General features: G+C 65.7%; 26 protein-coding genes and 4 tRNA genes. 17 read left to right on the top strand and 13 right to left on the bottom strand.

Annotated features, from left to right (window positions below; genetic code table 11):
- Window positions 1-99: 99 nt before the first annotated feature.
- Both ACIBW7_RS25955 and ACIBW7_RS25960 read right to left on the bottom strand, forming a co-directional pair.
- The gene (locus ACIBW7_RS25955) at window positions 100-330 is read right to left on the bottom strand and encodes a hypothetical protein (protein WP_397050544.1); all 231 of its coding nucleotides are present in this window, start codon (window positions 328-330) and stop codon (window positions 100-102) included.
- Between the two features lie 149 nt (window positions 331-479).
- Window positions 480-716, bottom strand: coding sequence for a hypothetical protein (locus ACIBW7_RS25960; RefSeq protein WP_040696132.1), 237 nt, complete (start codon window positions 714-716; stop codon window positions 480-482).
- A gap of 176 nt (window positions 717-892) precedes the next feature.
- Between ACIBW7_RS25960 and ACIBW7_RS25965 the strand changes: the two genes are divergently transcribed.
- The gene (locus tag ACIBW7_RS25965) at window positions 893-1,471 is read left to right on the top strand and encodes a TIGR03086 family metal-binding protein (RefSeq protein WP_397050547.1); all 579 of its coding nucleotides are present in this window, start codon (window positions 893-895) and stop codon (window positions 1,469-1,471) included.
- On the opposite strand, the gene ACIBW7_RS25970 is transcribed toward ACIBW7_RS25965, so the two are convergent.
- Entirely contained in the window at window positions 1,472-1,972 is a 501-nt protein-coding gene (locus ACIBW7_RS25970; RefSeq protein WP_397050549.1) for an SgcJ/EcaC family oxidoreductase, read from the bottom strand.
- A gap of 63 nt (window positions 1,973-2,035) precedes the next feature.
- On the opposite strand from ACIBW7_RS25970, the gene ACIBW7_RS25975 reads away from it, so the two are divergent.
- Complete coding sequence (locus ACIBW7_RS25975; protein WP_397050551.1) at window positions 2,036-2,506, top strand: MarR family winged helix-turn-helix transcriptional regulator; 471 nt, start codon at window positions 2,036-2,038, stop codon at window positions 2,504-2,506.
- Window positions 2,507-2,612: 106 nt separating this feature from the next.
- On the opposite strand, the gene ACIBW7_RS25980 is transcribed toward ACIBW7_RS25975, so the two are convergent.
- Window positions 2,613-3,227 (bottom strand): TetR/AcrR family transcriptional regulator C-terminal ligand-binding domain-containing protein, encoded by a 615-nt coding sequence (locus tag ACIBW7_RS25980; protein ID WP_397050553.1) that lies wholly within the window; start codon window positions 3,225-3,227, stop codon window positions 2,613-2,615.
- A gap of 81 nt (window positions 3,228-3,308) precedes the next feature.
- Here ACIBW7_RS25980 and ACIBW7_RS25985 point away from each other — a divergent pair, with 81 nt between their 5' ends.
- Window positions 3,309-4,343, top strand: coding sequence for an aldo/keto reductase (locus ACIBW7_RS25985; RefSeq protein ID WP_397050555.1), 1,035 nt, complete (start codon window positions 3,309-3,311; stop codon window positions 4,341-4,343).
- Between the two features lie 77 nt (window positions 4,344-4,420).
- Here ACIBW7_RS25985 and ACIBW7_RS25990 read toward each other — a convergent pair whose 3' ends face one another.
- From ACIBW7_RS25990 to ACIBW7_RS26005, 4 genes are all read right to left on the bottom strand, one after another.
- A complete protein-coding gene (locus ACIBW7_RS25990) occupies window positions 4,421-8,605 on the bottom strand; it encodes a molybdopterin-dependent oxidoreductase (RefSeq protein WP_397050557.1) in 4,185 nt (1,394 codons plus the stop codon).
- Window positions 8,606-8,755: 150 nt separating this feature from the next.
- The gene (locus ACIBW7_RS25995) at window positions 8,756-9,469 is read right to left on the bottom strand and encodes a demethylmenaquinone methyltransferase (RefSeq protein ID WP_397050559.1); all 714 of its coding nucleotides are present in this window, start codon (window positions 9,467-9,469) and stop codon (window positions 8,756-8,758) included.
- A 149-nt stretch (window positions 9,470-9,618) separates the two neighbouring features.
- On the bottom strand, window positions 9,619-10,761 hold the full coding sequence (locus ACIBW7_RS26000; protein ID WP_397050561.1) for a glycosyltransferase family 4 protein: 1,143 nt from the start codon (window positions 10,759-10,761) through the stop codon (window positions 9,619-9,621).
- A gap of 89 nt (window positions 10,762-10,850) precedes the next feature.
- Entirely contained in the window at window positions 10,851-11,333 is a 483-nt protein-coding gene (locus tag ACIBW7_RS26005) for a DUF3592 domain-containing protein (protein ID WP_397050563.1), read from the bottom strand.
- Between the two features lie 40 nt (window positions 11,334-11,373).
- Between ACIBW7_RS26005 and ACIBW7_RS26010 the strand changes: the two genes are divergently transcribed.
- A complete protein-coding gene (locus tag ACIBW7_RS26010; protein WP_397050565.1) occupies window positions 11,374-11,880 on the top strand; it encodes a DUF2505 domain-containing protein in 507 nt (168 codons plus the stop codon).
- 48 nt (window positions 11,881-11,928) lie between these two features.
- On the opposite strand, the gene ACIBW7_RS26015 is transcribed toward ACIBW7_RS26010, so the two are convergent.
- The 3 genes from ACIBW7_RS26015 to ACIBW7_RS26025 all read right to left on the bottom strand — a co-directional run bounded on the left by ACIBW7_RS26015 (window position 11,929) and on the right by ACIBW7_RS26025 (window position 14,130).
- Window positions 11,929-12,363 (bottom strand): VOC family protein, encoded by a 435-nt coding sequence (locus ACIBW7_RS26015; protein ID WP_327094007.1) that lies wholly within the window; start codon window positions 12,361-12,363, stop codon window positions 11,929-11,931.
- A 71-nt stretch (window positions 12,364-12,434) separates the two neighbouring features.
- Window positions 12,435-12,848 carry a helix-turn-helix transcriptional regulator gene (locus ACIBW7_RS26020; protein ID WP_397050568.1) on the bottom strand — a complete coding sequence of 138 codons (414 nt, stop codon included), beginning with the start codon at window positions 12,846-12,848 and terminating at the stop codon, window positions 12,435-12,437.
- 1 nt (window position 12,849) lies between these two features.
- Window positions 12,850-14,130 carry a geranylgeranyl reductase family protein gene (locus tag ACIBW7_RS26025; RefSeq protein ID WP_397050570.1) on the bottom strand — a complete coding sequence of 427 codons (1,281 nt, stop codon included), beginning with the start codon at window positions 14,128-14,130 and terminating at the stop codon, window positions 12,850-12,852.
- Between the two features lie 194 nt (window positions 14,131-14,324).
- On the opposite strand from ACIBW7_RS26025, the gene ACIBW7_RS26030 reads away from it, so the two are divergent.
- Window positions 14,325-15,347, top strand: coding sequence for a polyprenyl synthetase family protein (locus tag ACIBW7_RS26030; RefSeq protein ID WP_387294385.1), 1,023 nt, complete (start codon window positions 14,325-14,327; stop codon window positions 15,345-15,347).
- Window positions 15,348-15,457: 110 nt separating this feature from the next.
- Window positions 15,458-16,339: a zinc metalloprotease HtpX gene (htpX, locus tag ACIBW7_RS26035; protein ID WP_397050573.1), complete on the top strand. Its 882-nt coding sequence runs from the start codon at window positions 15,458-15,460 to the stop codon at window positions 16,337-16,339.
- Window positions 16,340-16,357: 18 nt separating this feature from the next.
- On the opposite strand, the gene ACIBW7_RS26040 is transcribed toward htpX, so the two are convergent.
- Window positions 16,358-16,822: a MarR family transcriptional regulator gene (locus ACIBW7_RS26040; protein WP_397050575.1), complete on the bottom strand. Its 465-nt coding sequence runs from the start codon at window positions 16,820-16,822 to the stop codon at window positions 16,358-16,360.
- 125 nt (window positions 16,823-16,947) lie between these two features.
- Between ACIBW7_RS26040 and ACIBW7_RS26045 the strand changes: the two genes are divergently transcribed.
- The gene (locus ACIBW7_RS26045) at window positions 16,948-17,937 is read left to right on the top strand and encodes a nitroreductase/quinone reductase family protein (protein WP_397050577.1); all 990 of its coding nucleotides are present in this window, start codon (window positions 16,948-16,950) and stop codon (window positions 17,935-17,937) included.
- A 54-nt stretch (window positions 17,938-17,991) separates the two neighbouring features.
- On the opposite strand, the gene ACIBW7_RS26050 is transcribed toward ACIBW7_RS26045, so the two are convergent.
- Window positions 17,992-18,074: transfer RNA gene (locus ACIBW7_RS26050), tRNA-Tyr, on the bottom strand.
- A gap of 205 nt (window positions 18,075-18,279) precedes the next feature.
- On the opposite strand from ACIBW7_RS26050, the gene ACIBW7_RS26055 reads away from it, so the two are divergent.
- The 10 genes from ACIBW7_RS26055 (at window position 18,280) to rplA (ending at window position 23,499) form a co-directional block, all read left to right on the top strand.
- The gene (locus ACIBW7_RS26055; protein ID WP_397050579.1) at window positions 18,280-18,771 is read left to right on the top strand and encodes a YajQ family cyclic di-GMP-binding protein; all 492 of its coding nucleotides are present in this window, start codon (window positions 18,280-18,282) and stop codon (window positions 18,769-18,771) included.
- 167 nt (window positions 18,772-18,938) lie between these two features.
- Window positions 18,939-19,011: transfer RNA gene (locus ACIBW7_RS26060), tRNA-Thr, on the top strand.
- 74 nt (window positions 19,012-19,085) lie between these two features.
- Window positions 19,086-19,161: transfer RNA gene (locus tag ACIBW7_RS26065), tRNA-Met, on the top strand.
- A gap of 43 nt (window positions 19,162-19,204) precedes the next feature.
- Entirely contained in the window at window positions 19,205-19,375 is a 171-nt protein-coding gene (gene rpmG / locus ACIBW7_RS26070) for a 50S ribosomal protein L33 (protein WP_011211653.1), read from the top strand.
- A gap of 183 nt (window positions 19,376-19,558) precedes the next feature.
- On the top strand, window positions 19,559-20,620 hold the full coding sequence (locus ACIBW7_RS26075; protein ID WP_397050806.1) for a fused (3R)-hydroxyacyl-ACP dehydratase subunits HadA/HadB: 1,062 nt from the start codon (window positions 19,559-19,561) through the stop codon (window positions 20,618-20,620).
- A 231-nt stretch (window positions 20,621-20,851) separates the two neighbouring features.
- Window positions 20,852-20,924, top strand: a tRNA-Trp gene (locus ACIBW7_RS26080).
- A 29-nt stretch (window positions 20,925-20,953) separates the two neighbouring features.
- The gene (secE, locus tag ACIBW7_RS26085; protein ID WP_387294390.1) at window positions 20,954-21,337 is read left to right on the top strand and encodes a preprotein translocase subunit SecE; all 384 of its coding nucleotides are present in this window, start codon (window positions 20,954-20,956) and stop codon (window positions 21,335-21,337) included.
- 105 nt (window positions 21,338-21,442) lie between these two features.
- Window positions 21,443-22,222 carry a transcription termination/antitermination protein NusG gene (gene nusG / locus ACIBW7_RS26090; protein ID WP_040696017.1) on the top strand — a complete coding sequence of 260 codons (780 nt, stop codon included), beginning with the start codon at window positions 21,443-21,445 and terminating at the stop codon, window positions 22,220-22,222.
- Between the two features lie 50 nt (window positions 22,223-22,272).
- Window positions 22,273-22,707 (top strand): 50S ribosomal protein L11, encoded by a 435-nt coding sequence (gene rplK, locus ACIBW7_RS26095; protein ID WP_040696015.1) that lies wholly within the window; start codon window positions 22,273-22,275, stop codon window positions 22,705-22,707.
- A 78-nt stretch (window positions 22,708-22,785) separates the two neighbouring features.
- A complete protein-coding gene (rplA, locus tag ACIBW7_RS26100) occupies window positions 22,786-23,499 on the top strand; it encodes a 50S ribosomal protein L1 (RefSeq protein ID WP_354960268.1) in 714 nt (237 codons plus the stop codon).
- The last annotated feature ends 138 nt before the right edge of the window (window positions 23,500-23,637 follow it).

The raw sequence follows: 23,637 nt of genomic DNA on the forward strand, positions 1-23,637 counted from the left end.
GACTCGGACCCCGATGGCTGTCGCCGCCGCCCCGCCTGCGTGCGATCGCCGCCGCCGTACTTTCAGGTGCTGGTGAGCCTGGGCTGCGATCGAGGCCGATCAGTACCCGGGCTCGGAATCGCGATCGTCGTCGAGCGGCACCGGGATCGACTGTTCCACGACATCGGCCGGATTGGCATCGAAGGCATCTCGATCGACCGCCGCCGCGAGATCGCGGTCGGAACTGTCGTCGGTGTCATCGACGATCTCGGGATAGGCGGGGACGTTCTGCTCGACGTAGTCGGCTTCCGAAACCGCGTCGATGGTGCGGGACGTGCTTGGATCGGTCATCGTTCATTCCTCTCCGCGCGTGCTTTTCGGCTGGGTACCCAATGCTCTGCCGAGCGAACTCCAGGTGCTGCGGGAATCACAGCGCAGGCGGACAACCAGTCCAACACTGTTGAGAATGCTCCTAGTCTGGCCGCGCGGCAACCCACCTGCTACTCGCCGTCGACCGGACCCGAACCATTCGCGGGGAATTCGACGAGCGCCAATGTGCGCCCCGCCATGAACCGCGCCGTCCGCACCGCGACGCCCGTTCGCGTCACTTCGCTGACCTCGACCACGCCACGCGCGATGCGCACCTCGACCTTGCGCCCGGCCCGCGTCGCGACCACTTCATAACTGCGAGACCCGTCGCCGAAATCGACGACGATCTCCACCCGATCGCCCTTCATCTACCAATTCTCCGCTTTTCCAGCGCCTTTCGCCGCTACGACTTGGTTGCGATGGGGGCGGCGGGAGGCCTCGCAAGGCGCCGGACCGAACCGGATGCAGTCGGGATCGCGGCACCGATGAATTCCGATGGAGCGCGCCGTCTCAATCGTTGACGTCCGTTGCCGAGGAGGCCCCGATGCACCCGAATTTCGATCTCGAACCAGCCGCCGTCGCCCTGGAGGCGGTGGTCGGCGCCATCGCCGACGATCAGCTCAGCGCGCCCACACCCTGCACCGATACCAGCGTGCGCGACCTGCTCGCCCACGTCATCGGACTCACCGAGGCCTTCCGGCAGGCCGCGACCAAGGAAGCGGTCGGCCGCTCGGTCCCGCCCGCCGTCGGCCCGGAGAGCGCCCTGCCCGCCGACTGGCGTTCCCGCATTCCGGCCCAACTGAAAGCACTCGTCGAGGCCTGGCGCGATCCGGCGGCCTGGGACGGCGAAACCGAGGCGGGCGGCGTATCCGCCCCGGCGGTCGTCATGGCCATGATCGCGCTGGACGAAATCGTTATCCACAGTTGGGATCTCGCCCGCGCTACCGATCAGCAACTGACAGTCGACCCGGTGCACCTGACCGTCCTGCTCGAATTCCTCAGGGACACACCACTCGAGGGCACCCCGGGCATGTTCGGCCCGGTCGTCCAAGTCCCCGACACCGCCCCGCCCCTGGACCGCATCGTCGGACTCACCGGCCGCGCTCCCTCCTGGTCCCGCTGATCACCTGCGGCCGAGGCCGAGCTTGCGCGCGATACGGGCCATCAGCTGAGACATCCTGGCCGGGAACGAATCCGGCTCCGGAACCGTGACCGGTCGTACGCGGCCGTTGTGAATCGCGGTGATCCGCCACCCCTGGAGGGTGCGGACCAGCACCAGGGTCTGCCGCGACAGGCGGCGCTCGGGCAGCCGCGACCGCCACGGCATCAGCACCGACGCGGTGCCGTGCAGGATCGCGACATCCGGTGTCACATACCGGATCGACTCCAGTTCGCCGACCAGGGCCGAACCGGCGAGCACACCGCGAAAGAGCTTGTCGTGGTTGGCCTGGTGTTCCCTGCGGCCGATCGCCCGGGTGCCGTCGTAGGACACGTAATCGGAGTCGTCGGTGAACAACGCGCCGAATGCCGCGGCATCGTTATCGGTCCAGGTCTGCATGACCTGCTGGAAAACCGCGCTGAGTTGTGCGTCGTCGGTGCTGGTGCGATCGAGGGTCTCGTTCATGGTGCCGACTCTTTCTGTGCTATCGTTTCGATGAACGAAATATACGATAACAGAAAGCTTCGAATGTCGAAAGATGAAATCATCGGCGAGATCGGGATGCAGCTGCGCCTGCTGCAGGAGAGCTTCGATGCCTTCGACGAGGCCGTCGCCGCCCGTCTCGGCCTCAACCGCACCGATACTCGCTGCCTCGACGTCGTTCTCGGTCGCGGCCCGCTCGCGGCCGGCGAGCTGAGTGCTCAGCTCAAACTGAGCCCCGCCGCGACCACTACCGTCATCGATCGACTCGTCCGTGCCGGATTCGTCACCCGCGGCCAGGATTCGGCCAACCGTCGCCGCGTCCTGGTCGAAGCCACAGAGGCCGCGCAAGCGACGGCGGCTGAAATCTTCGGCCCCGTCGGTCAGGCGGGCGCGAAAGCCTTGGCCCGCTACAGCTCCGACCAACTGGAGGTGATCCTCGACTTCGTGCGCACCGCGCTGGAAGTCCATCGAGCCCAAACGGACCGCCAGGTAGCGGCCCGGAACCGCTCCGAGTAGCTCGCAACGAATTGTCATGGCTCGCAACGGGTTGCCCGGATCGAGATCAGGTGGAATCTGTGGCGGCATCGCCCGAGGGGGCGTCGCCAGTTCCATCTGATCCTGTTCATGACTTCGTGAAGATGCCCGCTGTTGCGGCTCGGGTGGCGGCTGCGGCGGCGGTGCGGGCGGCGGCGTCGTCGATCGGGTCGCCGCTGGCGAGCAGGCGGTAGTAGAGGGGCGCCGAGACGGCGGTCAGCACGGTGCGGGCATCGGTGTCCTCGGGAATTTCGCCGCGGGCGATGGCGGCGTCGATGCAGGGGGTCCATTCGGTGAGGCGGATGTCGTAGAAGCGGCGTAGGGCGGCTGCGGCGGTTTCGTCGCAGGTGGCAGCGGCGATGATGGCCTGGAAGAGCTTGCCCTGGCGGGGGTCGGTGAGCGTTTTGGCGACCAGGCGGGCGTTGGCGGTGAGATCGCCGAGTAGGGAGCCGGTATCCGCGTGTGGCAGCGATTGTTCGGCCATATCGACGAGCAGATCGGCGACGAGTCCGGTGGAGTTGCGCCAGCGGCGGTAGGCCGTGGTCTTGCCGACCTCGGCGCGCGCCGCGACCTCGGTCAGATCCAGGTGTGCGAAACCGCGCTCGGCGAGTAGGTCACCCGCCGCCTGCAGCACGGCCTCGCGAACGCGCGCGGTGCGTCCACCCGGGCGAACCGAGCCGGGGACGGCATTGTCAGACTCCATAACGGAACTCCAGTTTCATTTATGGCACGACGGGTGTATGTTCGAGTTGTTAACGGAACTATAGACCCTTTAGGAGTCATCATGGAGTACCGGCGGCTCGGCGCATCAGGTCTGCTCGTCCCGGCGCTCAGTTTCGGCGCGGGCACCTTCGGCGGTCGGGGCGAACTGTTCAGCGCGTGGGGCGATACCGACGCGGAGCAGGCGCGCCGACTGGTCGATATCAGCCTGGATGCGGGCGTCACCATGTTCGATACCGCCGATGTCTATTCCGATGGCGCCTCCGAGGAAGTGCTCGGTGCGGCCATCAAGGGCAGGCGTGCGCGACTGCTGCTGTCCACCAAGGCGAGCCTGCCGACCGGTCCCGGTCCGCTCGACGCGGGTTCCGGCCGTTCGCGCCTGATCAAGGCGGTCGAGGGTTCGCTGCGCAGGCTCGGCACGGACCACATCGACCTGTTCCAACTGCACGCCTTCGACGCGCACACTCCGGTCGAGGAAGTCCTTGCGGCACTGGACGATCTGGTGCGCGCGGGCAAGATCCGCTACCTCGGCGCCTCCAACTTCGCGGGCTGGCAGCTGATGAAATCCCTTGCCGCGGCGGACCGGCACGGCCTGACCCGCTACGTCGCCCATCAGGTCTACTACTCACTCGTCGGTCGCGACTACGAATGGGAGCTCATGCCGCTCGGCCTGGACCAGGGCGTCGGCGCGGTGGTGTGGAGCCCGCTCGGCTGGGGTCGATTGACCGGGAAAATCCGCCGCGGCCAACCACTTCCGGAGCGCAGCCGTCTGCATCAGACCGCCGAGGCAGGTCCGCCGGTCGATGACGAGAAGCTCTACGACGTGGTCGACGTCCTCGACGAGCTCGCCGCGGAGACCGGTAAGACCGTCCCGCAGATCGCCCTCAACTGGCTGCTGCGCCGTCCAACGGTGTCGACCGTCATCGTCGGCGCACGCAATGAGGAACAGCTGCGCCAGAACCTCGGCGCAGTCGGCTGGGAGCTCGATGCCGAGCAGATCGCGCGCCTCGACAAGGCCGGCGCGACTACCCCGGCCTACCCCTACTATCCGTACTACCGGCTGCCGGACTTTGCGCGGCTGAGTGCTCCTGCGGTGTGAGGGGATCGGCCACCGCGCCCACTCCTCCCAACAACCCGCAGGATCGGAACAGGAATGGGCGCCGAGGCCAACCACCCTCAGTACACGTCGCGAACGTACCGCTTCTCGGCAACCAACTGCTTCCGGAACGCCAGCGCCCCGTCCTCGTCGAGCTTGCCGTGGATCCTGGCAATGGCCAGCAGGGTGTCGTCGACATCCTTGGCCATGCGTGCCGCATCACCGCACACATAGAAGTGCGCGCCGTCGCGCAGCCAGGACCACAGCTCGGCGCCGTGCTCGATCATCCGGTGCTGCACGTAGATCCGCTCGCGCTGGTCGCGGGAGAAGGCCAGATCGAGTCGGGTGAGGAAGCCCGAGCGGAACATATCCTCCAATTCGGCCCGGTAGTAGAAGTTCTGGGCGGCATGCTGATCGCCGAAGAACAACCAGTTGCGGCCGCTGCAGCCGAGGGCACGGCGTTCCTGCAGGAAGCCGCGGAAGGGCGCGATTCCGGTGCCGGGACCGACCATGATCATCGGTGCGGTCGGATCGAGCGGCGGCCGGAAGTGCGGGGCGCGCTGCAGGAAGATCGGTACCGCGGATTCGGCGGCGTCGGCGCGGTCGGCGAGGAAGGTCGAGCACACCCCACCGCGCCGCGCGGCGGATCCGGTCGCGGCCGGATCGCCGTACCGGACGACACCCACGGTGAGCTGCACCTCCTCGGGACTGACCAGCGGACTCGACGAAATCGAATACTGGCGCGGCTGCAGCTTTTTCAGCGTGCCGAGCCATTCCACGAGATCGGCGCGTACCGGGAAATCGCGCAGCACATCGACGGCCTGCCGGTCCCACAGGTAGTTGTCGAGTTCGTTGCGATTATCGCGGCGCAGCAGTTTCGCCAGCCGATTGTTGGGATTGCGTTCGGCGATGAAGGTGAGCAGATCGTGGCTGACCTTCGTGATGTCGAAGCGGGTCCGCAGCGCCTGGGCCAGCGACAATTCCTGGCCGTCGAGTTCGATGATCCGACGGCCGTCCAAACCGGTCGACCCGAGCCATTCGGCCACCATCGACTCGGCGTTGGTAGGCCAAACCCCGAGCGAATCGCCGACCTCGTAATTCGCTTTCAGTCCGCGCAGGTCGAAGCCGAATTGACGCACTTCCTTCGGCGATCCGGTATGCGACAGCGGTTCATTGCGCACCAGCGGTGCGGTCACCGGGGCGTTGCGGGTGAACGGCGCCGGTCCGGCGGTCTGCGTCCCGACGGCCGGTGCGGTGCGGGTCAGCACCATCGTGGCGCCGGTGGAGCGCTCGGGCATCCGGGCTCCGCCGGGACCCGAAGGACTCGTCTCGGGCGCACCGCCGTCGAGTGCGGTGAGCACGTCGTCGAGCCAGCGCGCCGCCGCTTCCTCGTAATCGGGTTCGCTGTCGACGCGTGCGAGCAGGCGGGTGGCCCCGCGTTCGGACAGTTTCGCGTCCAGTTTGCGACCGTGGCCGCAGAAGTCGTCATAGGAGGAGTCGCCGAGCGCGAATACCGCGTACCGCATGCCGGTCAATCGGATCGCGCTGTCGTCCAGGCGTTCCCAGAAGTCGGTGCCGTTATCCGGCGGTCCGCCGTCGCCGAAGGTGCTGCTGATAACCAGCACATCGCCGGTGAGCTCGTGGAGTTCGCACGAGTCCATATCGAGCAGCCGCGGCGCGAAACCGGATTCGGCCAGACGCGCGGCCGTCGTCGTCGCGAATTCTTCGGCGGTTCCGGTCTGTGAAGCCCACAGCACGGTGATCGGCCGGGTCGGTTCGTCGGGAACATTATCGGCGGACGCGGATTCGGTTGCCGTGCTTCGCGAATACATACCGGCCAACAGTCCGTCGATCCACAACCGGCTGTGCTTGGCCAGCGGCGCGGATTCGGGCAGCACCGGCTGACCGGTCACCGGAAGCGATTGCAGCGCCGCGAGATATCCGGCGAGATAGATCCGTTCGGTCTCACTGAGCGTCGGCGCTGTGCCCGCGTCGAGCCCCAGCATGACCGCCAGCGGGTGCGAGCCATGGTTGGCGGCGGTTTCCGGCACTCCCGCCGAAGGGCTTTCGGCCGCTTTCGGCATCACCGCGACCCGCCGCAACGACACCGCGCACGCCTTGAATTCGGGCTGCAACGAGTCCGGATCCACCGCGTCATTGGTCACGGCATTGATCGTCAGATATTCGCCCTGCTCGTCATTCCAATGAAACGGCGCGAAGCAATCACCGGGCCGCACCCGGTCGCTGATCTGCACCGGCAGCACCGCTCGACCGCGTCGGGAGGCGATTTCGAGCTGGTCACCCGCCTCGACCCCGAGCCGCCCGGCATCCTCGGGATGCACTTCGACGAACGGCTGGCCGGTCAATTTGGTCAGCTTGTCGATCTTGCCGGTCTTGGTCATGGTGTGCCACTGATGCTGCAGGCGGCCGGTATTGAGCATGAACGGGTAGTCGTCGTCGGGCATTTCCGCCGGCGCCAGATGCGGGCGCGGCCAGAACACCGCTCGGCGGCTCGGCGTCGCGAAGGACAACCGGGGCTGGTGCCCGGCATCGTCGACGAAAAGTTCCTGGCTGACACCGTCATTGCGGTAGCGGATCGGGTTGCGGGTGCGGTCGGGCTCGGCGCACGGCCACTGCATCGGCCCCTCGCGCAACCGCTCGTAGCTCATGCCACGCAGGTCGTATCCGGTGGCCGGATTGGCGAACTGCTTGATCTCGTCGAAAACCTCGGCACTGGAGGAGTATTCGAAACCCGCGAAGCCCATCGCGGTGGCGACCTGCGCGATCAGCAACCAGTCCGGACGGGCATCGCCGATCGGATCCACCGAACGCTGCAGCAACGTGACATTGCGCTCCGAATTAACCATCACCGCATCGGCTTCGGCCCACAGCGTGGCGGGCAGCAGTATGTCGGCGTAGGAGTTGGTGGCCGTATCGGTATAGGCGTCCTGCACGATGACGAGCTCGGCTGCCTCCAGGCCGCCGATCACCGTCTTCCGGTTGGCTACGGTGGCAACGGGATTGGTGCAGATGACCCAGGCCGCCTTGATCTGCCCCTCGGACAGCTCGCGGAACATCTCGATCGTGCCCGGTCCGGGCTCGGTGCGCAGCGTGCCGGGTTCGACACCCCACGCGGTCTCCACGAAGCTGCGGTCGGCGGGGGAGAGCAGGGTGCGCTGCCCGGGCAAACCCGGTCCCATATAACCCATTTCGCGCCCGCCCATGGCATTCGGCTGACCGGTCAGCGAGAACGGCCCGCTGCCAGGACGACAAATAGCCCCGGTGGCGAGGTGCAGGTTGCAGAGCGCGTTGGTATTCCAGGTGCCGTGGGTGGACTGGTTGAGTCCCATGGTCCACAGCGACATCCATTCGCCGGCTTCGCCGATCCAGCGCGCTGCTGTCCGGATATCGTCCTCGGCCAGCCCGGTGATCGCGGCGACCTGGTTCGGCGGGTAATCGGCGAGGAACTCGGGCATCGCCGCCCACCCCTCGGTGTGCTCGGCGATGAAGTCCGTGTCGATATCACCGTTTTCGACGAGCAGGTGCAGTAGCCCGTTCAGCAGGGCGAGATCGGTACCCGGCGCGATCTGCAGGAACAGATCGGCCCGCGCCGCGGTATCGGTGCGCCGCGGATCCACCACGATCAGCTTGGCCCCCGCCTTGACCCGGTCGATCATGCGCAGATAGAGAATCGGATGGCAGTCGGCCATATTCGCGCCGGTCACGAAGAACAGATCGGCATGTTCGAAGTCGTCATAGGAGCCCGGCGGCCCGTCCGCGCCGAGCGACTGCTTGTAGCCGGTCCCGGCGCTGGCCATGCACAGCCGGGAATTGGCCTCGATGTGCTTGGTCCGCAGATACCCCTTGGCCAACTTGGTCGCCAGGTACTGCGCCTCCAGCGACATCTGCCCGGAGACGTACAGCGCGATGGCATCCGGTCCGTGTTCGTCCAGGATCGCCCGCAGCCGGGTGGCCACCTCGTGCACCGCCTCGTCGACCGGCACCGGCACCGGTACCTGACCGCGCTCGGGCCGCCGGTACGCGGTCCGCATCCGCCCCGGCGCCGCCATCAACTCCTGGTGGGTCGCGCCTTTGGTGCACAGCCGGCCCGCGTTCGTCGGATGCAGTTTGTCACCGCGCACCTTGGCGATGACCGGTGCACCGTCCGCACCCGGGCGGGTCTCCACGACGATGCCGCAGCCGACGCCGCAGTACGAGCACGCCGTTCTGGCGGTGCTCGCGCGATCGGTGCCTGCATCGGTCATGCCACCGATCATGCGCACCGCCGATTGCGGCCGATTTACCCAACGTTATCGACAGATGACAATTGACCTCACCGCAGCAAGTTCCCTCCGTGAGGTGTGGCATACGCCACGAAAATATGCCGCAACCAGGAGCTCAGTTCAATTCGGCGGTCAGCCCAATTTGTAAGCGCGGTGCAGTGCGACGATGCCGCCGGTCAGATTGCGCCATTTCACCGACGACCAGCCCGCATCGGCGATCCGCAGCGCCAATTGCCGCTGATTCGGCCAGGCTCGGATGGATTCGGCGAGGTAGACGTAGGCATCCGGATTACTGCTCACCGCCACCGCGACCCTCGGCAGCGCCTTCATCAGGTACTCCAGATAGATGGTGCTGAAGATCGGCACGATCGGCGTGGAGAACTCGCAGACCACCATCCGCCCGCCCGGCTTGGTGACCCGCAGCATCTCGCGCAGCGCGGCATCGGTCTCGGAAATATTGCGCAGACCGTAGGAGATGGTCACCGCGTCGAACGAATCGTCGGCGAACGGCAGTGCGGTCGCATCGGCGGCCACCATCGGCACATTGCGGAATTTGCCCGCGGCGAGCATGCCCTGGGAGAAGTCGGCCGCCAGGCACCAGGCACCGGATTTCGCCAGGTCCAGCGTCGAAATGCCGGTGCCCGCGGCGAGGTCGAGCACGCGCTCACCCGGCCGCGGCGCCACTGCCTTGCGCACCGCCCAGCGCCAATATCGGTCCTGTCCCAACGAGATGACGGTGTTGGTCAGGTCGTACCGCTTCGCGACCCCGTCGAACATCGACGCGACCTCGTGCGGCTGCTTGTCCAGCGAAGCCCGAACCGGTTCCCGCTGCTCTGTTTTCGCCACGCCCCCGAACCTACCGCGCGTAACACATGCCGGGCGAGACTCCCGCGCCGAACTGGCCCAGACAATCCGCGTCATCATCGGTCGCGCCGGCCTTTTGCATGGTCACACCCCGTAATCGGCTTTCGGAGGTCGCGAAACTCACAAACGAGTTACGCGGTATGCGGCAACTGGGTCCGAATCCCCGTGACGTCGGCGTAGTGGCCCATCAGTTCGGTACAGATGGCGGGCCAGGTCCGGTGCAGCACCGACTTGCGAGCGGACGCGGCGAATCGCGCCCGCAATACCGGATCACGAAGCGCCGCAACCGCACTGGGTAACAGCTCGGCGAAGCGATCCACCGGCAGCAGGTAGCCGTTGCGGCAGTGCGCGATCAGATCGCGCGGTCCGCCCGCATCCGGCCCGATCACCGGAACCCCGGCGGCCAGCGCCTCCTGCACGCCCTGACAGAAAGTCTCGTGCTCACCCGCGTGCACCATCACATCCAGGCTCGCATACGCCTGCGCCAGCTCTTCGCCGCCGAGCTCACCGGTGAAGACCGCGGTGGGCATCATCCGAGCCAACCGAGCCCGCTCCGGCCCGTCTCCGACGATCACCAGCTGGATCGCCGGATCGCTCGCCAGCACCGCCAGCCGTTCCACATGCTTCTCCGGGGCCAGCCGACCGACGAACCCCACGAGCAGCTTGTCCTGCCCGCGTAACCAGGACGCCCGCAGTTCCGGCCGCTTCGCCGATGGTGTGAACCGGCCGATATCCACACCGCGACCCCAGCGGTGCACCCGGGGGATACCGTGCCGCCCCAGATCCTCGGCCGCCGCACGCGACGGTGCCAGCGTCCGTGTCGCGCCCTCGTGAATCCGTCGCGTCCAGGCCCAGGCCGCCCGACTGGCCAGCCCCAGCCCATAACTCTTCGCGAATCCGGCCACGTCGGTCTGATAGATCGCGACCGTCGGCAGATCCAACCGCATCGCCGCACCGAGACCACCCGCGCCGAGCAGGAAGGGCGAGGCCAGATGCACCACATCGGCATCGAATTCGTCGATCGCGGCGGTGATTCCGGGCTGCGGCAGGCCCACCGGCAGCGAGCTGACTTTCGGCACCATCACCGCTGGTACCAGATGCACCGGGAACCTTTTGTAGATCCGTGGGGCGGCGGGCAGCCCGTACGGCGTATCCGGCGCGATCACCAGCGCCTCGTGCCCATGCTGGTCCAGGTGGTCCAGCACCCGGAGCACGGAATTGACGACGCCGTTCATATTCGGCAGGAACGACTCCGAAACGATGGCTACTCGCACCATCCCAGGTTGACCTGCGCAACGCGCCACGCCGTCACGTCGAAATGACCGATACGCAAAGATCCGGCGAACTGTCGGGGCTGCTCGCCTCAGACGGCGCCGGCCGCTGCGCGAGATCCGTTCACCGGGCCCGGTGTACGGCGTTGTGCCCGCAGCAGCAGCCACATCGTGGGCAACGCGATCGCCCACACCACCAGAATCACCGACAGCGCGGGCTGAATCGCGACCCGCACATCACGCCCGGCCACCCGGACCAGATCCGGATCCTTGCGGCTGTATTCCACATTGATCCGCTCACCCGCGGTGAGGTTGGTCGGATACAGCACCCCGACCTTCGGATTGTGCGTCTTCCCGTCGGGTGTGACATAGATGACCGCCGAACGCAGCCGCCCGGCCGAGAGCACCTCGGCGGAGGTCACACCCTTGTCGGAGCTGATCAGATAGTCGTTGCGCCAGGCGGCCAGCACCAGCAGCACGACGAGGGCGCTGAGGAAGACGGCCGCCGTAAGCACCCCGATCCTGGCCCGCCGCAGGCGGTTCGAACGCCTTTCAGACTGGCTGGTTTCCGACACCACAACAGGCTACTTGCCGCCTCCGATACCGTTTGCGCCCATGTCCCGAAAATTCAGCTTCACCGTGCCCTACGCCGTCCCGGTCGAAGATCTTCACCGGGCACTCACCACCGATGACGTCTGGCAGTCCCGGTTCGCCGGTGCGCAGACCGCCACACTCGATCTCTCGCATCCGCAGGGCGCGGGCACCATCCGTATACATATGACCGAAAAAGCAAGCGATGACAAGGTTCCCGGCATCGTGAGCAAGGTACTCAGGAGCGAACTGGTGCTCTCGCGCACCGACAACTGGCAGGCATTGGACGGCGAAATCGCCAAGGGCACCTTCGAGGGCGCCACCGGCGGTGTCAGCAGCGAAATGTCGGGCACCTACGAACTGCGCCCGACCGTTGAGGGGTCCGAGATCGAGGTCGTCGGCACCGTGCGGGTCAAGGTGCCGCTGGTCGGCGGTGCCATCGAACCGCTGGCCGAGCAGCTGCATCATCGGGTGCTCGAGAGCGAGCGCAAACATATCGAGGGGTGGGTCGCCGCGCAGGCGAGCGCCTGACCCGTTCCGAACGCCCCGGCGAAGGTCGGGGCGTGCCGGGCTCATCGGCTAGGCGAAATCCTCCGGGCTGAATTCCTTGGGCTCCACCAGCACCAGCCAGTTGCCGGAGTTGTCCCGGATGATCGCCTCGGTGCCATAGGGCCGTTCGGCGGGCGGCTGGATGAACTCCACGCCCTTTGCGGTCAATTCCTCGAAGGTCTTCTGGCAGTCGTCGGTCTTCAGGCCGAGCGCGCCGTTGGTGCCGTTGGCCAGGGCCCGGCGGATGGCGTCGGCGAGATTGTCATCCAGCGGCGGTCCCGGAATCATCAGGGTGACCTCGAGTTCGGGATGATCGGGATGTGCGATGCTGACCCAGCGGAATCCGTTGTCGCCCATGGTCAGATCCGTGCGCTCGACGAACCCCAGCTTTTCGGTGTACCACTGCTTGGCCGCGTCCTGGTCGGTGACGTACACGGTGACCAGCGAGACATTCGTAATAGTCATGCCGATAGGCTAGGAAACGCGTCGACCTGGACGCTTCTCCGAAATTGCTGAGCTGTGCGAACCGCTGAGCCTCAGCCCCGCGGCTTGCGATCCGACAGCCCGTGCATGAACACATAGCAGCCAGGAATCCGTGGCGCGCCATCCGCGAATTTGGCCTGATACTCCGACGGCGTCACCCCGACCAACTGCCGGAACTTACTGCTGAACGATCCGAGACTGCTGTACCCGACCAGCATGCAGACCTCGGTCACGGTGAGGTTGGTGGCCCGCAGATAGTCCTGTGCCCGCTCGATCCGTCGCTCCGCCAGATATGCCGCGGGCGTCACGCCGTATACGGCCGCGAACGCGCGCAGGAAGTGATACTTCGAAACCCTGGCGGCGGCGGCCAATTCGTCCAGATTCAACGGCTCGGCATAGTTCCGGTCCGCAAGATCCCGCGCCCGCCGCAGATGCGGAAGTAGGTAGAGCGCGGGTAATCCGGTCATCTCAGGTGAAGGGTGCGAGTTCGTCGAAGCGATAGGACGCCCGGCCCGCGGCTCGCCAGGCCCTTGCCGTCAGATCCAGATCCTCGTCGGTGACCAGATTGCCCATCACCCGAACCGCGGTGCGCTGCAGATATTTCGACCGCATCACCGGCGGCCCGCCCATCGGCACCATCCTGGGGTGGGTCGCCAGACCGGCGATTCGTCGCGCCACCGAGAACGTCCGACCGTAGCGGGTACGCAAGAGCTCCGGCCACACCGTCGTGAGATCCGGTTCGTCCAGCAGTTCGGCGAGCATGTGCCCGCCCTCCAGTCCGTAATCGATGCCCTCGCCGTTGAGCGGATTCACACAGCCCGCGGCATCGCCGATCAGCACCCAATTGCGCCCCGCGACATTCGATACCGCCCCGCCCATCGGCAGCAGTGCGGATGCGACCGCCCGCGGCGAACCCTCGAACTGCCACTCCTCGCGGCGCAACGAGGTGTAGTGCTCCAGCAGCGGTTTCAGCGCGATATGCGAGGGCCGCTGTTCGGTGGCCAGCGAGCCGACGCCGATATTCACCTCGCCATTGCCCAGCGGGAACACCCAGCCGTAGCCGGGTACCAAGTCGCCGTCGGCATTGCGCAGCTCCAGATGCGAGGTGATCCACTGGTCGTCGCTGCGCGCGGACTTGATGTAGGCGCGGGCCGCGGTGCCATAGGCGTACTGCCGATGCCAGGTGCGCCCGAGCAGTTTTCCGATCGGCGAGCGGACACCGTCGGCGACGACGAGCGTCTTGCATCCGATCGAACGGGTGCCCTCCGCCGTCTTCACCGTCACACCCGTGACGCGATCACCCTCCCGGATGACATCGATCACTTTCGTGCCATCCAGCATCCTGGCCCCGGACTTCACAGCTGTCTCACGCAGCTTGTCGTCGAGTTCGGTTCGGGGAACGGCACTTCCATACGTTGGGAAGGAACCGCCCGGCCACGGCAGCAGCGCCTCGCGACCGAAACCCGTCAGCCGCAGGCCGTGGTTCACGGTGTGCGCGCGCAGCCAGTCGCCGAGCCCGAGGTGCTCCAATTCGGCGGTCGCGCGGGGGGTGAGTCCATCGCCGCAGGTCTTGTCACGTGGGAAGACGGCGGAATCGATGAGCAGGACATCGCGGCCGGCCCGTGCGGCCCAGGCCGCGGCGGCCGATCCGGCCGGCCCGGCGCCGACCACGAGCACTTCGGTCTGTGTGGGAATCGCGCTCTGCGTCTCCCCGTCCCCGCCGACGGGGGTGACATCCGGTGAACCCATGCGCTCAATACTCGCAGGAGCATTCGGTTCGTGTCGATGGAGCCTGCTCGTGGCGCAGACCATGCGATCGATGAGGTCGGAAAACGATATGGAAAAGTGTCTGATACACCGCATAGTGACGGTGTTCATGGGCCGCGCGGCGGGGACACGCTAGGTTCTCTACCGTGGGGTCGGACGCATCGCTGGGAGAAGAGATGAGCACATCGGCTGTGAGTGATGAGAGCACGGTGGTGGCCGGAGTCGATCTCGGTGATACCGAGCTCGCGGAGACTGTGCGCAATGGCCTGATCGATGTCGAAAAACTCCTGATCGATGAGCTGTCCGACGGCGAGCTGTTCCTACAGGAGGCGGCGCTGCATCTGGCCAAGGCCGGGGGCAAGCGATTCCGCCCGCTGTTCACCATCCTCACCGGCCAGCTCGGTCCGCGCCCCACCGATCCGGCGCTGATCACGGCGGGCACCGTGGTCGAGCTGGTGCACCTGGCGACTCTGTACCACGACGACGTCATGGACGAGGCCCCGATGCGTCGCGGCGCCCCGAGCGTGAATTCGCGCTGGGGCAACAGCATCGCCATCCTCGCCGGCGACTATCTCTTCGCACACGCGTCACGGCTCACTTCGACTTTGGGCCCCGATGCGGTGCGGATCATCGCCGAAACCTTCGCCGAACTGGTCACCGGTCAGATGCGGGAAACCATGGGCGCCCGCGAATCCCAGGATCCGGTCGAGCATTACCTGCGCGTGGTCTGGGAGAAGACCGGCTCGCTGATCGCCGCGGCCGGACGCTTCGGCGGCACCTTCTCCGGCGCCGATGCCGAACACGTCGAGCGGTTGGCCCGGCTCGGCGATGCGGTCGGCACCGCCTTCCAGATCTCCGACGACATCATCGACATCTCCTCGGCCGCCGAACAATCCGGTAAAACGCCGGGTACCGACCTGCGCGAGGGCGTGCACACCCTGCCGGTGCTGTACGCGCTGCGCGACGAGGGCGCCGAGGGCGACCGCCTGCGTAAACTGCTGGCCCACCCGCTGCAGACCGACGACGAGGTCGAGGAGGCGCTGTCCCTGCTCGCCCACTCCCGCGGCATGGTGCTGGCCAAGGAGAAGCTGCAGAGCTACGCCGATATCGCGCACGCCGAACTCTCCGCGCTGCCGTCGGGTCCAGCCAACGACGCCCTCGAGCACCTGGTCCGTTACACCATCGAACGCGTCGGCTAGTGGTTCGCACCGGCGCGCCGGACTGGATCACATCCGGAACTTTGCCCACGATCTCTATCGTTGATCTGCCGTAAGACACTCGACGGACGGGGGAGTGGGCAAGGAGACCTATGCACGGGCACGGGTATGCGAATGGGCTGAAGACGTTCGGGCTCATGGTCGGCCTCTCGGCCTTGATCGTGTTCGCCGGGGCGATGTTCCGCAGCCCGACGATTCTCTTCCTGGCGATCCTGCTCGCCGTCGGCATGAATGCCTACGCCTATTTCTACAGCGACAAGATCGCGCTCAAGGCCATGCACGCCCAGCCGGTCAGTGAGCTGGAGGCCCCGGTCGTCTATCGCATCGTGCGCGAGCTCGCGACCACGGCGCGTCAGCCGATGCCGCGGCTCTATATCAGCCCGACCAACGCCCCCAACGCGTTCGCGACCGGACGCAGTCCGCGCCACGCCGCGGTCTGCTGTACCAGCGGCATCCTGCAGATCCTCGACGAGCGCGAACTACGCGCGGTACTCGGCCACGAGCTATCGCACGTCTACAACCGCGACATCCTGATCTCCTCGATCGCGGGCGCACTGGCCGCGGTCATCTCCGGTCTGGCCAACCTGGCCTTCTTCGCCTCGATGTTCGGCGGCAACCGCAATGGCGACGGCCCCAATATCCTCGGCGTGATCCTGGTGACGCTGCTCGGTCCGATCGCCGCGACTCTGGTCAAATTGGCCGTCTCCCGCTCTCGCGAATATCAAGCCGACCAATCCGGCGCCGAGCTGACCGGCGATCCGCTCGCCCTGGCCTCGGCGCTGCGCAAGCTGGAACGCGGCGTACAGGCCGCCCCGCTGCCCCCTGAGCCGCAGCTGACGGCGCAGTCGCACTTGATGATCGCCAACCCGTTCCGGGCCGGTGAGCGTGCGGCACGCCTGTTCTCCACCCACCCTCCGATGGCCGATCGCATCGCCCGTCTCGAGGAAATGGCGGGCGGGCCCCGCAACTACTGATCGGCGGACCCGACGCGCTCAATCGTGTTCGGCCGCGAGTTCCTGTTCGTAGGCCCGTAGCGTCTCGACGAACATCCGCCGCTGCTCGGCATTCAACGGCTCGAGCACCCTCCGCCAGGCCCGCGCACTGCCACCGAGCCAGGCATTGACCGACTTCTCGTGCGCCGCCGCGATGGCGACGATGGTCCGACGGCGATCCGCCGCATCCGGGCGGCGTTCCAGCACCCCCTGACGGCTCAGATCGCCCACCATCAGACTGACGGTCGTCGGCGCGACTTCCAGCCGTGCGGCCAGCGCGTTCACTGTCATCGGCCCCTCGAACACCAGATTCGCCAGCAGTGACAGATGCCGCGGAGCAAGCGAAAACGATTGCAACTCTTCGGGAACGCGCATCTTCTTGGCCCGCCCCACCACCCGCGGCATGAGCAGCAGCAGACTCCGAATGCCCTCGTCCACCCCGATGCCACGCGCACCCGTTGACATCCCGCACACCTCCAAATAACCTTTGCCTACAAAGTAATTTTGCTTGCAAAGCAAAATCTAATCTCTCTGGCAAGGCTAGTACCAGCGGTCGCCGGTCTGCCCGGCGATCCGGAAGGACGCAGGACATGACAGATGCACAGCCGACTTCGGCGGCGGATTTCAATGCGGCGATCATCGAGGAGTTCCGCGCGAACGCGGGGTCGGTCGGCGCGATGTTCGAGGGTGTGCCGCTCATCCTGCTGACCACGGTCGGCGCGAAAAGCGGACGCGAGCACACGACGCCGGTCGTCTATTACCGAGACGGCGATCGTCTACTGATCTTCGGCTCGAACGCTGGAGCCGACACCCATCCGGCGTGGTACTACAACGTGCAGCGGAATCCGGCCGTCACCGTGGAGATCGGCGAAGCGGCCGGCGTCGAGTCTTTTCGGGCCACCGCAACAGTGCTGGCGGGTGTCGAGCGCGATCAGCGCTACGCCGAGCAGGCCGAGCGCGATCCGGCATTTGCCGCGTATCAAGCGGGAACCTCGAGAGTCATACCGGTGATCGCGCTGTATCGGGAACGGCGATCCGTGATCGGCCGACGCGGCGTGATCGTCGGTGCGGCGGTCGCCGCGACCACGGTCGCGGGCGTCTCCGCCGCGATCGTCGGCTCGGGTGATGCGGCCCCGCAGCAGACGGCCCCACGCGCCGCCGCCATCGGGGACCATCTGCGGACGGTGCACGAGCAATTGCGTCGTGATCTCGCGACGGTCCGTGCACAACTCGACGATTCGAGTGAAATTCCAAGTCTGCCAACTGATCTGCGTGCCCACTGTGTCGCGTTCTGTGGCGCGCTGCATGAGCATCACACCAATGAGGACGGTGTCTTCCCGGCGCTGGTCCGCCGGCATCCCGAATTGGCTCCAGTGGTCGAGCGGTTGCAGCGTGAGCACGGTGTGGTTGCCACGGCACTGGCCGAATTGCAACAGTTGCTGAACAGTGCCGACGCGGCCCGGTTGCGCACCGAATTCGACCGTCTCGCCGATGAATTGGAAACCCATTTCAGTTACGAGGAGGACGAACTCGTGACAACCCTGAATGCGACCGACCCGGCTGAACTTCGACAGCGGTAAATGCGGAGAAATGAGAAACCCCCGTCGATCATGATGATCGACGGGGGTTTTCGGTGGCAGGTGTAGGATTCGAACCTACGTAGGCTTTCACCGACAGATTTACAGTCTGCTCCCATTGGCCGCTCGGGCAACCTGCCTTCGCGCTTCTCGGCGCGCAGAGCAGCTTACAACGAACCTGCACCCTGAATGCAAACCGGCTGGCCATCGGCCATGCGACGGGACTACGGTCGCGCTCCGGGGTAGAACTGACGGTGACCGGATCATCTGGTCGCCGGCGACTGCTTGCAGATCGCTCGAAATGGTCAGCCAGGACCCGTTGGACCGCCAGGACAGGAGCGAAGTGTGGCCGATTCGTCTTTCGATGTTGTCAGCAAGGTCGACCGTCAGGAGGTCGACAACGCGCTGCATCAGGCGGAGAAGGAGCTGAACACCCGCTACGACTTCCGTGGCACCGGCGCGAGTATCGAATGGTCCGGTGAGGACAAGATCGTGCTCAGTGCCGAGGCCGAGGAGCGGGTCAAGGCGGCGCTGGACGTCTTCAAGGAAAAGCTGATTCGCCGCGATATCTCGCTGAAGGCCTTCGATGCCGGCGAGCCCGCGGCCTCCGGCAAGACCTACAAAATCACCGGCACGCTGGTGCAGGGCATCGACGCCGAGCATGCGAAGAAGATTTCCAAGAAGATCCGCGACGAGGGCCCCAAGGGCGTCAAGGCGCAGATCCAGGGTGACGAACTACGCGTCTCCAGTAAGAAGCGCGACGATCTGCAGGCGGTGATCGCATTGCTGAAGGGTGATGACTTCGGCATCGCGCTGCAGTTCGTCAATTACCGGTAGGCGTCGTGGCTGATCCTTTCGAGCGACCTGCAAGCAGTCGCTCGCGAGTGGCCGCAAAAATCGCTCTGACCACCCGGTTTGGAGGTGCGACCAGTGAGTGTGTAACCTCGTTCAAGACTTCGCCGCGCCGGAGTCCTGAACGTTGGTCACGGTGCGGAGCTAGTCATGCCCCCTTAGCTCAGTCGGCAGAGCGTTTCCATGGTAAGGAAAAGGTCAACGGTTCGATTCCGTTAGGGGGCTCGCCGGATTGCCGGTGGTGACCGACTCGGCATCTCCAAGGTTGGGCGCGGCATCACCAGGCAATGCGACCCCGTGGCGGTGTAGCTCAGTCGGTAGAGCAAACGACTCATAATCGTTGTGTCGCCGGTTCAAGTCCGGCCATCGCTACCAAAGACCGATCAGACCATCTGGTTGACCCGAAAGAAGGAATATCGTGGCCGCGAAGTCCACCGATGTCCGGCCAAAGATCACCTTGGCCTGCGAGCAGTGCAAGCACCGCAACTACATCACCAAGAAGAACCGGCGCAACGACCCGGATCGGCTGGAGCTGAAGAAGTTCTGCCCGAACTGTGGCACCCACCGGGCGCACCGCGAATCCCGCTAGTCCACCACGCGTGCCGCTGCCGCGTTGATTGGCTTCCGGGTTCGTCCCGGATTCTCGGGTCGTGACACTTGCGAGGGCCGGACATATGTCCGGCCCTGACGTGTTTCACGACTCGAGTGCGGTGGTTGAACGCTCCGTCGACTCCGGGGCTCGGGGTCAGATAGGTACAGTCCTCCCGTGACAATCAACACCGGTACAGACGAAGCGGTCGCTGTGGACGAAGAACTCGATCCCGCGGCGCACGCCGCGGCGATGGTCGGTCATCACTACCGCGTCGACGACTACTACGAGGTCGGCCGCGAGAAGGTGCGTGAATACGCCCGCGCCGTGCAGGATTACCACCCGGTGCACTGGGATGAAGATTCCGCGCAGGAGTACGGCCACGACGCCCTGCTGGCCCCGCTCACCTTCATCTCCCTGGTCGGAATTCTGGCCCAGCGCAAGCTCTTCGAGCAGATCGTCACGGGCTACGACCTGAGCCAGATCATGCAGACCGATCAGATCCTGGAATTCCACCGGCCCATCAAGGTCGGCGACCAGCTGGTCTGCGACGTGTACCTGCACTCGTTCCGGCAGGCATTCGGCGGCGACATCATCGTCACCAAGAACATCGTCACCGCGCAGAACGACGAGCTGGTGCTCACCACCTACACCACTCTGATCGGGCGCAGCGGCGGCGATATCGATCCGAACCTGCAGGGCGCGGTCCGCAATGTGCTCATGCACGGCATCGACGAGAACGCCCCGAGCCATCATCCGCGCACCCAGGCCGCCACAGATGTGGCCGCGGCGCGCGTGGTGCCTGCGATCGTGCCGAGCAAGCACGCGATCAACTTCGAGGACATCGCCGTCGGCGACGAGCTGCCCCCGCGCACCGTCCGCCTGACCCGTGGCGATCTGGTGAACTACGCGGGCGTCTCCGGCGACGCGAACCCGATCCACTGGAGTGACGAGGTCGTCAAGCTGGTCGGCCTGGACAACGTGGTCGCGCACGGCATGCTCACCATGGGCCTCGGCGGCGGTTTCGTCACCTCCTGGCTCGGCGATCCCGGCGCGGTCAAGGAGTACAACGTCCGCTTCACCAGCCCGGTCTACGTCGGCTCCGAGGAGCCTGCGGAGGTCGAGTACACGGGTAAGGTGAAGTCGGTGGATCCGGAGACCCGGACCGCGGTCGTCGCCATCGTGGCGAAGTCGGCGGGCAAGAAGATCTTCGGACGCGCCACCGCGACGGTCCAACTGGCCTGACCTGGTCGAGCGACCCTGATTGGCATATGCCGCGGGCGGTAACGTACACTCAGATTTCTGGGGTCACCAGCCGCTGCGCGCTGCTCTGCAAGGGCTGGTTCCAGGTGAGTCCGCAAGGATTCGCCGACGGGGCCGGCAACTGCCGGAGTGGCGCGCGTGTTGTGTGACACCAGATGGAAGAACGACAACTGAACACTGAACAGTGGTTGGACAGCTGGATCGTCCAACCGAAGGGGCGTAGCTCAACTGGCAGAGCAGCGGTCTCCAAAACCGCAGGTTGCAGGTTCAAGTCCTGTCGCCCCTGCCCTGGATGCCAGCGACGAAAGGATCGACGTGAGCGACGAGCGGGATAATCGCCACGGCGCGCATGCCGAGGACGACGACACCGCCGCGGTGGCTCGGCCGAGCGGTAAGCGGTCCGCGCGGCGCAGTCGCAATGCCGATTCGGGCTCGGTCGCCACGATCGATCGGCCCGCATCGGGCAAGGCAGCCAAGAAGACCGATCGGGCCGAACGCAAGAAGACGGGTAACCCGTTCAAGCGTTTGATCAAGTTCCTGCGCGAAGTAGTCGCGGAACTGCGCAAGGTGATCTGGCCCAACCGGAAGCAGATGGTCACCTATACGAGCGTTGTTCTGGTGTTCGTGATCTTCATGGTCGCGTTCATCAGCGGGTTGGATCTGGCGTTCATCAAGGGTGTCAACTGGCTGTTCGGCTAGCTGATCGCCGCCGACGCCGGTAGCCGACCCCGGGCCGGCGCGTTACAGCGCGCCCGGCCCGGTACGCAAAGGATGTACGTGACGACACAGGAAGCGAGTGCCCCAGTGAGCACCCCGGAGAACGACACAACCGACGAGTTCCCGGTCGACGAAGCGGTGCAGACCGTCGAGGAGTCCGCGGCCGTCGAGGAAGCTGTTGTCGACGAATCCGACGCCGCTGACGCCGAAGTTGTCGAGGCCGCTCCTGTCGATGCCGAACCCGCCGATCCGGTCGCCGAGATGAAGGCCGCGCTGCGGCGCGCACCCGGCGATTGGTACGTAATTCACTCGTACGCCGGTTACGAGAACAAGGTGAAGGCCAATCTCGAGACCCGCGTGCAGAACCTGGACCTCGAGGACTACATCTTCCAGGTCGAGGTGCCGACCGAAGAGGTCACCGAGATCAAGAACGGCCAGCGCAAGCACGTCAACCGCAAGGTGCTGCCCGGTTACATCCTGGTCCGGATGGAACTCAACGACGAGTCGTGGGGCGCGGTGCGCAACACCCCCGGTGTCACCGGTTTCGTCGGTGCCACCTCGCGCCCGTCGCCGCTTTCCATCGACGATGTGGTGAAGTTCCTGGTCCCGGCCGCGCAGCAGCAGAAGAAGCCCGCTGCCGAGGCCGCCGCCGCGGCTTCGACCGCCACCGATATCGCGCCCAAGCCGGTCATCGAGGTCGACTTCGAGGTCGGCGAGTCGGTGACCGTGATGGACGGCCCGTTCGCGACGCTGCCCGCCAGCATCTCCGAGGTCAATGCCGAGCAGCAGAAGCTCAAGGTGCTCGTGTCGATCTTCGGTCGCGAGACTCCGGTCGAGCTGGCGTTCACCCAGGTCGCGAAGATCTAGCACCCCCAATCTTGCAAAGAGCAAGGACACAAAAACCCTAGGAAAGAAAGATGCCCCCCAAGAAGAAGAAGCTCGCCGGGATCATCAAGCTTCAGATCCAGGCCGGCCAGGCGAACCCGGCCCCTCCGGTCGGCCCCGCGCTCGGTCAGCACGGCGTCAACATCATGGAGTTCTGCAAGGCGTACAACGCCGCGACCGAGTCGCAGCGTGGCAACGTCATTCCGGTCGAGATCTCGGTGTACGAGGACCGGACCTTCGACTTCAAGCTGAAGACCCCGCCTGCCGCCAAGCTGCTGCTCAAGGCCGCCGGTGTGCAGAAGGGCTCGGCCGAGCCGCACAAGACCAAGGTCGCGAAGGTCACCATGGACCAGGTCCGGGAGATCGCCAAGACCAAGCAGGAAGATCTGAACGCCAAGGACATCGACCAGGCGGCCAAGATCATCGCGGGCACCGCGCGCTCGATGGGTATCACCGTCGAGGCGTGAGTTTCGCACTCGCAATCCCGGTGGGAGGGTCGGCCAGACCCGATAACCACTTCTGAACCACATTAAGGACAGACAATCATGGCAAAACGAAGCAAGGCGTATCTCGCCGCGGCCGAGAAGGTCGATCGCACTCAGCTCTACTCCCCGCTGGCCGCCGCGCGCCTGGCGAAGGAGACCGCAACCACCAAGACCGACGCGACCGTCGAGGTCGCCGTTCGTCTCGGTGTGGATCCCCGCAAGGCTGACCAGATGGTCCGCGGCACGGTCAACCTGCCGCACGGCACCGGTAAGACCGCCCGCGTCATCGTGTTCGCGGCCGGTGAGAAGGCCGCCGAGGCCGAGGCCGCCGGTGCGGACGCCGTCGGCGCCGAGGATCTGATCGAGCGGATCCAGGGCGGCTGGCTGGACTTCGACGCCGCGATCGCCACCCCGGACCAGATGGCCAAGGTCGGCCGGATCGCGCGTGTCCTCGGCCCGCGCGGCCTGATGCCGAACCCGAAGACGGGCACGGTCACCAACGATGTGACCAAGGCCGTCAACGACATCAAGGGCGGCAAGATCAACTTCCGCGTCGACAAGCAGGCCAACCTGCATTTCGTCATCGGCAAGGCGTCCTTCGACGACGCCAAGCTGGTGGAGAACTACGGCGCCGCGCTGGACGAGATCCTGCGTGCCAAGCCGTCGACCGCCAAGGGCCGCTACGTCAAGAAGGTGACGGTCTCGACGAACACCGGACCGGGCATCCCGGTGGACCCGAACCGCACCCGCAACCTCCTCGACGAGGATGCGTAAGTAGCACCCTGGCTCTTCGGTAGCCCAGCTCTTCGGAAGCTGAGCGTTATCGCAGGAAGCTGAGTATTACCGCAAGGGCGGGAACGCGAATCGCGTTCCCGCCCTTCGCGCATATTCGGCAGATTCTCGTAGGTGGGC

This window comes from Nocardia sp. NPDC049526, from assembly GCF_044465765.1.
Lineage (GTDB): Bacteria > Actinomycetota > Actinomycetes > Mycobacteriales > Mycobacteriaceae > Nocardia.

Bases quoted from the DNA above. Each gene is read 5' to 3' on its own strand.
- ACIBW7_RS26040 (WP_397050575.1), bottom strand. From the start codon at position 16,822: ATGTCAACGGGTGCGCGTGGCATCGGGGTGGACGAGGGCATTCGGAGT.
- ACIBW7_RS25965 (WP_397050547.1), top strand. From the start codon at position 893: ATGCACCCGAATTTCGATCTCGAACCAGCCGCCGTCGCCCTGGAGGCG.
- ACIBW7_RS26015 (WP_327094007.1), bottom strand. From the start codon at position 12,363: ATGACTATTACGAATGTCTCGCTGGTCACCGTGTACGTCACCGACCAG.
- ACIBW7_RS25955 (WP_397050544.1), bottom strand. From the start codon at position 330: ATGACCGATCCAAGCACGTCCCGCACCATCGACGCGGTTTCGGAAGCC.
- ACIBW7_RS26010 (WP_397050565.1), top strand. From the start codon at position 11,374: ATGTCCCGAAAATTCAGCTTCACCGTGCCCTACGCCGTCCCGGTCGAA.
- ACIBW7_RS25970 (WP_397050549.1), bottom strand. From the start codon at position 1,972: ATGAACGAGACCCTCGATCGCACCAGCACCGACGACGCACAACTCAGC.
- rplK (WP_040696015.1), top strand. From the start codon at position 22,273: ATGCCCCCCAAGAAGAAGAAGCTCGCCGGGATCATCAAGCTTCAGATC.
- htpX (WP_397050573.1), top strand. From the start codon at position 15,458: ATGCACGGGCACGGGTATGCGAATGGGCTGAAGACGTTCGGGCTCATG.
- ACIBW7_RS25960 (WP_040696132.1), bottom strand. From the start codon at position 716: ATGAAGGGCGATCGGGTGGAGATCGTCGTCGATTTCGGCGACGGGTCT.
- rplA (WP_354960268.1), top strand. From the start codon at position 22,786: ATGGCAAAACGAAGCAAGGCGTATCTCGCCGCGGCCGAGAAGGTCGAT.
- ACIBW7_RS26020 (WP_397050568.1), bottom strand. From the start codon at position 12,848: ATGACCGGATTACCCGCGCTCTACCTACTTCCGCATCTGCGGCGGGCG.
- ACIBW7_RS26045 (WP_397050577.1), top strand. From the start codon at position 16,948: ATGACAGATGCACAGCCGACTTCGGCGGCGGATTTCAATGCGGCGATC.
- ACIBW7_RS25975 (WP_397050551.1), top strand. From the start codon at position 2,036: ATGTCGAAAGATGAAATCATCGGCGAGATCGGGATGCAGCTGCGCCTG.
- ACIBW7_RS25985 (WP_397050555.1), top strand. From the start codon at position 3,309: ATGGAGTACCGGCGGCTCGGCGCATCAGGTCTGCTCGTCCCGGCGCTC.
- ACIBW7_RS26025 (WP_397050570.1), bottom strand. From the start codon at position 14,130: ATGGGTTCACCGGATGTCACCCCCGTCGGCGGGGACGGGGAGACGCAG.
- ACIBW7_RS26030 (WP_387294385.1), top strand. From the start codon at position 14,325: ATGAGCACATCGGCTGTGAGTGATGAGAGCACGGTGGTGGCCGGAGTC.
- ACIBW7_RS25990 (WP_397050557.1), bottom strand. From the start codon at position 8,605: ATGACCGATGCAGGCACCGATCGCGCGAGCACCGCCAGAACGGCGTGC.
- ACIBW7_RS25980 (WP_397050553.1), bottom strand. From the start codon at position 3,227: ATGGAGTCTGACAATGCCGTCCCCGGCTCGGTTCGCCCGGGTGGACGC.